Annotated in this window: 6 protein-coding genes and 1 pseudogene; all 7 read left to right on the plus strand. The window is 48.1% G+C overall.

All coding sequences use genetic code 11. The features are described 5' to 3' along the window. Positions 1-72: 72 nt before the first annotated feature. A pseudogene (gene tnpC, locus DW49_RS01000000128700) lies at positions 73-1074 on the plus strand (IS66 family transposase); the annotation flags it as partial. A gap of 564 nt (positions 1075-1638) precedes the next feature. After that, positions 1639-2664 (plus strand): PLP-dependent cysteine synthase family protein, encoded by a 1026-nt coding sequence (locus DW49_RS0121525; protein WP_005618764.1) that lies wholly within the window; start codon positions 1639-1641, stop codon positions 2662-2664. After that, positions 2661-4073 (plus strand): homocitrate synthase, encoded by a 1413-nt coding sequence (locus DW49_RS0121530; RefSeq protein WP_005618760.1) that lies wholly within the window; start codon positions 2661-2663, stop codon positions 4071-4073. Before DW49_RS0121525 ends, DW49_RS0121530 begins: the two co-directional genes overlap by 4 nt. After that, positions 4070-5110: an iron-containing redox enzyme family protein gene (locus DW49_RS0121535; RefSeq protein WP_005618759.1), complete on the plus strand. Its 1041-nt coding sequence runs from the start codon at positions 4070-4072 to the stop codon at positions 5108-5110. Before DW49_RS0121530 ends, DW49_RS0121535 begins: the two co-directional genes overlap by 4 nt. Continuing rightward, a complete protein-coding gene (locus DW49_RS1000000132390) occupies positions 5110-6405 on the plus strand; it encodes a hypothetical protein (protein WP_005618758.1) in 1296 nt (431 codons plus the stop codon). The genes DW49_RS0121535 and DW49_RS1000000132390 overlap by 1 nt, the downstream gene beginning before the upstream one ends. After that, a complete protein-coding gene (locus DW49_RS0121545; protein WP_005618757.1) occupies positions 6393-7676 on the plus strand; it encodes an ATP-grasp domain-containing protein in 1284 nt (427 codons plus the stop codon). Before DW49_RS1000000132390 ends, DW49_RS0121545 begins: the two co-directional genes overlap by 13 nt. Positions 7677-7719: 43 nt before the next feature. After that, positions 7720-8937 carry an MFS transporter gene (locus DW49_RS0121550; protein ID WP_005618756.1) on the plus strand — a complete coding sequence of 406 codons (1218 nt, stop codon included), beginning with the start codon at positions 7720-7722 and terminating at the stop codon, positions 8935-8937. Positions 8938-9606 lie beyond the last annotated feature (669 nt).

Genomic DNA, 9606 nt, shown 5'->3' on the forward strand with positions numbered 1-9606 from the left:
TGCAAGCTAAGCTATTGATAAGATTTGAATTTTCCGTTAGTTGGTGGCTGATTTTTTCGAAAACAGTACACTAGTGTGCTGGCGATGTTGCTGACCACCAATTACGTCGACGGCTTGCCGCTTCATCGCTTGAGAAAGTGCTTGGTCGCCACGGTATAGATATCTCGCGCCAAACCTTGGCGCGCTGGGTGATCCAGTGCGGCGAACACTTACAGCCCTTGCTCAATTTGATGCGGGATCGACTGCTGGAAAGTCGCGTGATCCACTGCGATGAAACGCGAGTGCAGGTTAATAAAGAGCCTGGTCGAGAGCCCGCCAGCCAATCCTGGAGGTGGGTACAAACGGGCGGCCCGCCGAATCAGCTTGTGGTTCTTTTTGACTACTCCACCAGCCGTGCGCAGGAGGTTCCTTCACGCCTGCTCGAAAGTTATCGCGGCTACCTAATGACGGATGATTACGCCGGTTACAACGCATTGGGCGCACAGCCGGGTGTGGGAGCGTTTAGGCTGCTGGGCGCATGTACGTCGCAAGTTCGTTGAGGCGCAGAAAATGCAGCCCAGGGGCAAAACCGGGCGGGCGGATATCGTTCTGAGTTTGATCAACAAGCTTTACGGCATCGAGCGGAATTTGAAAGAAGGCAGCGATGAACAACGTTACGAGGCTCGCCAGCAAAACAGCTTGCCGGTGCTGACTGAATTGCACGCCTGGATGGAGAAAACACAGCCTCAAGTGACCGCGCAAAACGCGCTGGGTAAGGCGATCAGTTATCTGGCCAGCAACTGGCACAAGCTGATGCGCTATACCGAAGCCGGATTTTTGCCCATCGACAACAATGCGGCCGATCGTGCGATCAGACCGTTCTTAATCGGGCGCAAGAACTGGCCGTTTAGCGACACCCCCAAAGGCGCCACAGCCAGCGCTCAACTGTACAGCTTGGTCGAGACCGCCAAGATCAACAGCCAAGAGCCCTACGCGTAGCTGCGCCACGCATTAGAACGTCTGCCACTGGCGACATCGGTTGAAGATTACGAAGCCTTGCTGCCGTGGAACTGCACGCCTCGATTGCATTCCTAAAACGCGCCGCACATCTTTGGCTAGATGGGGTTTATGGAGCGCTTACGATCAATTTCCACGATGCGTCGGAGAGTTCCTAACGCTTTGCCCTGCGGGCCTCCATCCAATCATGGCGGCAATTCTACCCCACCGACTTTTCGTACAAAACCTAGCCATAGCAGAGATTTTCATAAAAAAATTCTAGACGCGCTCCAAATGACATGTTAAAAATATTTCAAGGACTGGCATGGGATAGGTTCTGCGTTTTTAAGGCGCTGACTGGCTGATTTTTTGATATGGAGAGCACGGATGAACACTCTAAAAATTATCAATCCGCCCACAATTAGGGCTTGTAGCGTTAGCTTCGTTACCTGAAGTCAAAATCTCGATTAATATGAAAAGCAATAATTTTAAGTCAGCTGATTTTTTTATTAGCTTGATACCTGTTGCTGTGGTCGATTCAAAATAGAAATAACCGACGTCTAATAAAAAATAAAGTCTTACACTTGACGACTTTACTGCCTCTACTTAAATTCGGTGCTGCACAAGAGCTGTTGTACCTCCTACACAAATAAGGGACTAACCGTGAAAGCCCTGAAAACCGTACTAGACGCTGTCGGAAACACTCCCATAGTGCAGTTGCAAAACGTACTACCCGAAGTTGGTGGTGCGACAATTTTTGCGAAGCTTGAATATATGAACCCAGGCGGCAGCATTAAAGATCGGATGGTGAAATTTCTTCTTGAGGAAATGGATTCGGCGGGAAGTCTGAATGAGCGATCCGTCTTGGTAGAAAACTCCTCTGGGAATACCGGAGCAGCACTGAGTATGGCTGCGGCAGCCCGGGGATTACGCTGTATTGTGACTATTCCAGATAAGATGAGTGGGGAAAAGATATCTCGGATGCGAGCGTTCGGCACTGAAGTTATCGTAGCCCCCACTGCAGTCGAAGCAGATGATCCGCGAAGTTATTACAGTATGGCCAAGGATATCGCCGAGCGCACTCCCCACGCGATTTACCCTGACCAATATAACAATCCTTTAAATGCTGAGGCTCATTATCGTACCACCGGCCCTGAACTATGGGCTCAAACTGAAGGCGATATTGATGTCTTGGTATGTGGTATGGGAACTGGCGGGACTATCACCGGTGTTGGACGTTATCTTAAAGAAAAGAGACCAGACATTCAAATTATCGGTGCTGACCCCATAGGGAGTGTATTCCATGATTCTTTTCACTATGGTAAGTTGTGCCAAACTTCGGTTTATAAAGTAGAAGGGATTGGTGAGGACTACCTCGTAAAGGCAATAGATTTTTCCGTTATTGATGATATTGTTCAGGTTAACGATGCGGAATCATTTGCAATAGCGAGGCGGCTGGTTCGCGAAGAGGGAATCTTTTGCGGGGGTTCCAGCGGAAGCGCAATGAGTGTCGCGCTACGTGTGGCTCACAAATATCCAGGTAAAAACATCGTAGTTATATTGCCGGACTCAGGCAACATGTATTTAAGCAAGTTTCTAGATGATGATTGGATGGTTGCCAATGGATTTTCCGTGGGTACGGCGGACTCAGAGATAGAGCGCAAAGACGCCCAGGCGGTGCAGGTATGAGTCAGGTTGCTGTCGACGACAGTATTGCTCTTCAAGTCCTTCCTAGGGTTCAATTTTTATTCAAGTCCACGATTGACTTAATGGATGAGTCGCTGCGTGAAGGTGCCGAACGTGCAACCGTTCCTCCTTCAATTGAGGATAAATGTGAACTTGCTGAAGCGATCATTCGCACCGGTGTAAGAACACTTGTGGTGGGTATGTTCCCAGACGTGCCCCATAATATTGAGCTTCTTCGGCAGCTTGTCGAACGCCAGCAGGCTGGCCGAATTGCTTCGGATGCACGGTTTATGGTGATTTCCCACGTGGGTATCACTTTTGAGCAATCGTTGGCCGTCCTAAATGCATTGGCTGACGAAGGAATGTCGCTGAAAACAGTGTGGTTGATAGCGATCCATTCTGTGTCCGATCAGCAGATTCAACATTTGTTCCCAACGATTTTGCGGAAAGATCCTAAATCCAGTTTTGACGCTACTCGGTGGGACTCTCACAGTGTGAGTGAACGACGAGAACTGAACCTTTCTTGGCTTGACCAGTTCCTTCCAATTTTATCGCGCTACAAAGGTGGCGGTGTGATGGTCGGATTGCTGGATACCTTCAGGGCGTGCCATTCGCACTTAATCAATACGGTTGATCTTGTCACTCGACACGGTGTGAGTCAGATCCGCCTGGTTGACACAGCAGGCACTTGCTTACCACATCAGCTAAATCATTTTGTCGGCGAATTGGTTGAACGATTTCCTGCAGTTCGATTCTATGGTCATTTTCATGACGATTTCGGCATGGCTACATCCAATGCTCTGATGGGACTGTCTCTTGGACTGCAGGGTGTCGATGTGTCCGTGGGTGGCTTTGCAAACCGTGCTGGCCATCCACCCCTGGCTGAAGTTGCTGTTGCCTTGAAGAAGTTATATGGGGTTGAGCTTCCAAGCTTCAATTATGAGTCTTTATTCAGCTTGAGCCGACTGACTGAGCGGCTTTACGGCCTGATGGAGAATCCTGCTCAGGCCATCACGGGAGTTATAACTCACAGCATTCAGAGTGGGATTCGTACGGAGTTGCTTGATCGCGCGCCGACAATCTTTGACATTCTTGATCCGAACGAGATTGGCTCAAGTTTAGTTCGTATGTTCGGGGTGCGAAGCGGCCGTGACGGACTGCTCAGGTTTTTGCGACAAACTAACCTGTTGTTCGATCACGGGCTTGACGCGACTTCAGAATTAGCTGACCAGTTATATCCTTTGATCGAGGCTGAATGGCGGAGGCGCAGTGCCACAGCTCACATGCAATTGCGAGACTGCATTGATAATTATCAGAACGTCTTGCAACAATCATTTTTCACTGAGTCGGATCTTGCTATTTGGCTGCAGGAAAACTTAGCTACTATTACTAAGGAAAGTCATACGTTATGAACGCTAATAATAATGCGCACGACCTCTGGGACCAATTTCAACTTATTCATTGTCACTCTCCAAAAGACGAATGGGATTCCCTGCTTTCACTGGCTAAGAAAACAGCTAACGATGCTTTTGACTTAAAAGCCTCTTCCCGGCTCCAGGCCGAGCTGAGCGTTCATCGTGTGCTCTACGCTCTTTATGCTGGTGCGATTGTTGCGCCTTGGGAGCCATGCTGGAAAGACCTAGACCACTACCTTTTCGTTCAACTGCGGCAGACACTGGAGCAGTCGTGGAATGAATATGAAATAGAGCAATACGCAAACTTCTTCGGCGGTTTGCCGCAAGCTGAGCATTTTGAGAGCTGGGCAAATAAACAATGCGAGACACATCGCTCGAATCTTTTTCACCCTCTATTCAGCTATTTACGCGATAGCGCGACGCGTCTGCAACTGACCGAGTTTCTTGTTCAGGAAACACCCTTCGACGTCCACTTTGGAGATATTTTGGCAAAAATGCTCCCTGGTGTTTATGGCGATGCAAAAACCGAATTTTCAAAAAATTTCTGGGATGAAATGGGCTGTGGAGACACCAGCGAAATGCATCGTCAGCTTCGAGTTGACATGATCAAGTCTCTAGGTGTCTGTGAAGACGTGCATTTATTGGAGATTGAACGGTTTTGCGTAGAAGAGCTGCGCTTGGCAAACATGTACTTTCACACGGCCTATAATAGGGCGCTGTTACCTCAGGCAATAGGCATGATGTTGGCCACTGAGCTGATGGTCCCTGGCCGCTTGGATCAGCAGATAGAGGGGTGGCGACGCGTTGGACTTTCCGACAACGACATGCGCTATTTGACCATTCATACCGTCGTTGATGTCGAACATGCTGCCGGCTGGATGAACGAGGTGGTCAAGCCGCTAATCATGAAAGATCCGTCATTCATTCCAGCAATTGCATTTGGGATGGCACGTCGACTGGAACATGCGGCCCAGGTTTGCGATCACATGGCCACTTGGCTGCCAACTCTTTCCAATTCCGAGCCGACTAGTTGATGCAGTTCGACACCTCCTCACAGATCCCGGCTTCCTCTGAGCTGGGGTCTTCAACTAACACGTTAGACTTTCTTTTGGTCGGTTGTGGCCTACGTGGCACAGGACTGTTGACGGCTAACCCTGAGTTATTTGGTTATCGCATAGGCGTGGTTGATGCTTCAAATACACTTGGTCCCGGAAGCTTTGATCGGTATCGCATAGATTCAAACTCTTATGGTTCTGATTTTTTCGGCTGGGTCGATCCTGAGGGTATTTTCGGGGAACAGCTTTCACATCCACAGGTTCGCGCACTTCACGAGACTGAAGGGAGCTTTCACCTTTCATTGCTGGCGTCGGCTTTGCAGCCATTCGGGGCAGCGATTAAACGGGTAATTGGCCCGTCGCGGGTCTGGACAGGGAAAACTGTCAACAGGATCGAAGTGGAAAACGACACGGTTATTGCTGTATTTGAAGACGGGCTCAGAATCCATGCAAAGTTTGCTGCTCTGGCACTTGGAATTCGTGAAACACTGCATGCTGATTTGCGTCCATGGAAAAGTAAGACCCAACTGTCACAGCAAATTATCGAACAGGGAGTGCCATCTCTTTGGTCTGTGAAGCCACAAAAAGTTGTCATAGTGGGTGGTTCGCATAGTGCTTATGCCGTTGCCAATTCTTTGAGGCAGGAGGGCAAGTTAGCGCCACTTAGTGAGGTGACAATTTTGCAACGCAGTTGCACAAAGTTGTTTTACCCTAATATCGATTCTTATCGGAATGGTATCCATCCTTTCCTTGAATGTGAACCGAATTTAGATACTGATAGTTGTCCGCAAACTGGCAACCTCTTTCGGTATTCTGGGCTTAGACATGCGGCACGAGATACATTTCTGTGCATTGCCTCAGCCAGCCAGCCGGGTTTTACTCAAATAAAAAAGAATTGTTTGAAGAGTATGCGCCGACATCTGGATGAAGCAGATGTGATTGTTCAAGCACTCGGTTATGAAAGCAATTGCATTCCCTTGATCCTCGATGGTGTCGATGCGTCCATGTTAGCGAACGGTAGCATTGTCGACACTACAACTGATGGTCGATTGAAGCAGCATAACGGGAGTGTGTTACCTTTATTTGTGATGGGAATGAATCCCTACCCTTACGATGATAACAGTCTTACCCCGACCGGGCAGTACGCAGCGCGGGGCAAGCAGATTCTCAACGTATTAGCACTGGCGGCACTATCTGAAACTCAGACCTCAGAGGCTGGGGCTGTTACGCCAAATTCTGAAAGCTCAAAGGATCAGAACTCATGGCTCACATAGTTTTCATTGAAACGACTCGTCCTGGAATACAAGCAATTGAAGCTGCCAAACGAATGGGTCACAAAGTATCCTTTGTGACATCAGGAAAGTTTGATTGGTTATTAACACCAAGTGAGTTTTCCGCTATCAGAGAAAGTGTAGACTCTATTTATTCAGTGTCGTCTACGCAATCCGCTGACGACTGCGAGCATGCCCTTAGGGAATGCATGTCCCTCGAACTGATCGATGCAGTGTTAACCGTATTTCATCCATGCGTTTTGCCGGCCGCTATAGCTGCGGCCCGTTTAGGGCTGAAGTCCACGTCTGTCCAGGGTGTGATGAACGCCCGGGACAAAGCTAGATGCCGTGATCTGGTTCAGCAAGCTGGCTTGCCATCCGTGCAGTTCAAACGCATCAGCAGCTTTGAAGAGGCACTTCTGGCTGCTTTCGAAATTGGATACCCGATCATCGTAAAGCCCAGTACCGGGTTGGCAAAAATGATGGTAAAGGTTATCGAGAATGAGCAGGCTCTAGCGGATTATTTTGAGCTGTACAACCAATCGTTGGCTTCATTGGATGAAGCTATGCGAAAAGAAATAGATGAATTTTTTGTAGTCGAGGAAGTCGCCGTTGGTCCCTTGTTTTCCATTGAAGTAGGTGTGAGTGCACATAACGAATGGATGCCGTTGGCGATCCTTCGCCGTAAGACCGGGTTAAAAAACCCCGTGCTTGAAATGGGCTCGACCATGCCTTCTGGTCTTTCTGACGACCAGTATCAAGCCGCTGCCGATTATGCCATCGCGATCGTCAAAGCACTTAGTCTGGATCTTGGCATTTTCCATGTCGAATTTATTTATACCACCAGCGGTCCAAGACTGGTTGAAGTCAATCCCCGCATTGCGGGAGGCTCTATTCCTGACCTAATAAACGCAGCAACAGGTGTAAACCTGTTTGAACTATTAGTGAGAGTTCATACGGGAGAGCAATTGGGCTTGGGCCGTCTTGCCAGCCAGATCTATTCTAGCCACTCATTCATTGCCGTGGAGCATGATTGCATTGTACGTAAAGATCTTCCTGATGACTGGTTTAGTCCGATAAAGGCGGAACTGCATTCCGGAACGGCGAATATCAGTGCAGGACAATTTCTCCAGCATATGGAAGGGAATTATAGTACATATGGTGTTATTCGAGTGAGCGGGAATAGCTATGACGAAGTAGTGGAAAAAGTTTCGATAAAGCATGCAGAGGTAGAAGAGATACTCGGTGTAAAATTGGTGCCGATCAGTAATTGAGAATTATTAGCCTCATGGCTGACCATTTGCAGAAGGTGAGAAAATGCAGGACTGGTTAACACTGGCAAAAGATCGACGCTTTGTATTACTGTGGCTTGCAACGTTAGTGAGTTCTACAGGGACATTTATTTTATTACTGTCTGTGTCGGCTTACATCATCCGAGTGCATAACTCCGGACTTGGCGCCACCTCAGTATTTGCTTTTCAGTGGATATTGCCAGTCGCGCTAGCATCACTGATCCGATTTACTTGCGAAAAGGTTGGACTGCGCAAGGGGGTGATCACCAGCGATATCGTCAATGGGCTATTGTCTCTGCTGATCGGCGTGCTTCTGGCAAATGGCTTGATGCTGCTAGTATTAGTCTGTTTTTTATTAAGAGGTTTCGTGGAGGCCATAACCAAAACGAGTCGCGTGGTCTTTATCAAGAAGCTGTTCGAAGGGCGGCAACTTGAGCTCGCGTCGTCAACTTTCAACCTTTCTTACTATTTGGGAGGTGTACTTGGCGGTGTTATCGGCGGTCTCTTGGTTGGTACATTCTCACTATTAGCTGTCTCTGCGATTAGTGCTGCAACTTTTGCGTTCTCAGCCCTGTGCTATACAGGATTACCTCATATCACCGCAACCAGACAGTCTACTAGCAAGCGCCGTGGTGTTTTGATGTCAAATTTGGCAATTGTTATTAAAGAACCGCAACTATTCGCCGCCTTCGGCTATTTGTGCATTGCGACAGGCGTATTTCAAGGTTTTCACAATGCTGCGCGTACTATCCTGCCAATCAAGGTGCTCGAGCTTCCCGACTCTGCTGTAATGCAACTCCAGATAGTCAGTGCGTTAGGGATTATCTTAGGCGCGCTGGCTGTATCGTTACTACCGATTCTGGTTCGCTGGAAGAATTTTGGTTTACTGGCTAATACCCTGACTGCTATTTGTCTGTTGTTAACTACATTGGTGCATAATAATACGCAATTGCTAATCGCATATTTTCTATTTATTTTTTTATTCGAGGTGTCTTTTACGGCAGCTCAATCACGATTGATTCAGCTTAGCTCATCCGACGATATCGTCACAATCACAGCAGGTACAAATGCATTTGGATCCGGCTTACTAATCATATGTGCTTTGCTGGCTGGGGGGTTAGCGGATATTATTCCATTTCAAACAGTCGGACTTTTAGTCGGGGGACTTTCATTATTACTTTGCTGTTTAATACTTTTGATTCAGTCTGTTGTCGGAAACGATCAAGCTAAAACCATTCCATGACTTTTTTCGAGTTATGGTTAAAAAGTTCCTTAGGCAGCCCGGTTACGGCTTCGACGCTATTGCAGCTCGACACGGCCCAGGACATCATGGCACGGTAATCATAACCGTTCTGAAGAAGGTGTTAGCCAGGACGATGCCGCCTTGATCTCGCAATAGTTGTACGTCCTCACCAGTCAGTTGCTCAAGGAATGTCGACAGCAACGCCGTAGCCAGTGGGCGCATATCGATGGATGAAGAGGATAGCTCCCAATGCCAACACCCCTTGGTAGGGCAGGCAGGCGGGATTCGCAGTAGAGGTTTTGACGTCAGTGATGGAATGGCAGACAGACCTAAAAGCCGACGCCAAGGGCGAAGAAAACCCGTTGGCTGGACCGGCTTATAGTTATTAACGGTGCCGAAAAACTAACGATTATCACAATGCTATTAGGGTTTCGACAATCGTCAAAACCACGCTGAGAACCGGACTCCAATCTGCTTATGTGCAACATCTCATACCGGACTTGGAACATTTTGTCGACGCTTAGCGAAGCTTGGCACCACAACGGCGGCAATCAAACAGGCGCCGTTTTATCTAGTGTACTGTTTTCGAAAAAACCAGCTACTAACTAACGTAAAATTCAAATTTTATCAATAACTTAGGTTGCAGGACACGGGTAAATTATTTCGCAA

The organism is Pseudomonas avellanae BPIC 631 (genome assembly GCF_000444135.1).
Taxonomy (GTDB): Bacteria; Pseudomonadota; Gammaproteobacteria; order Pseudomonadales; family Pseudomonadaceae; genus Aquipseudomonas; species Aquipseudomonas avellanae.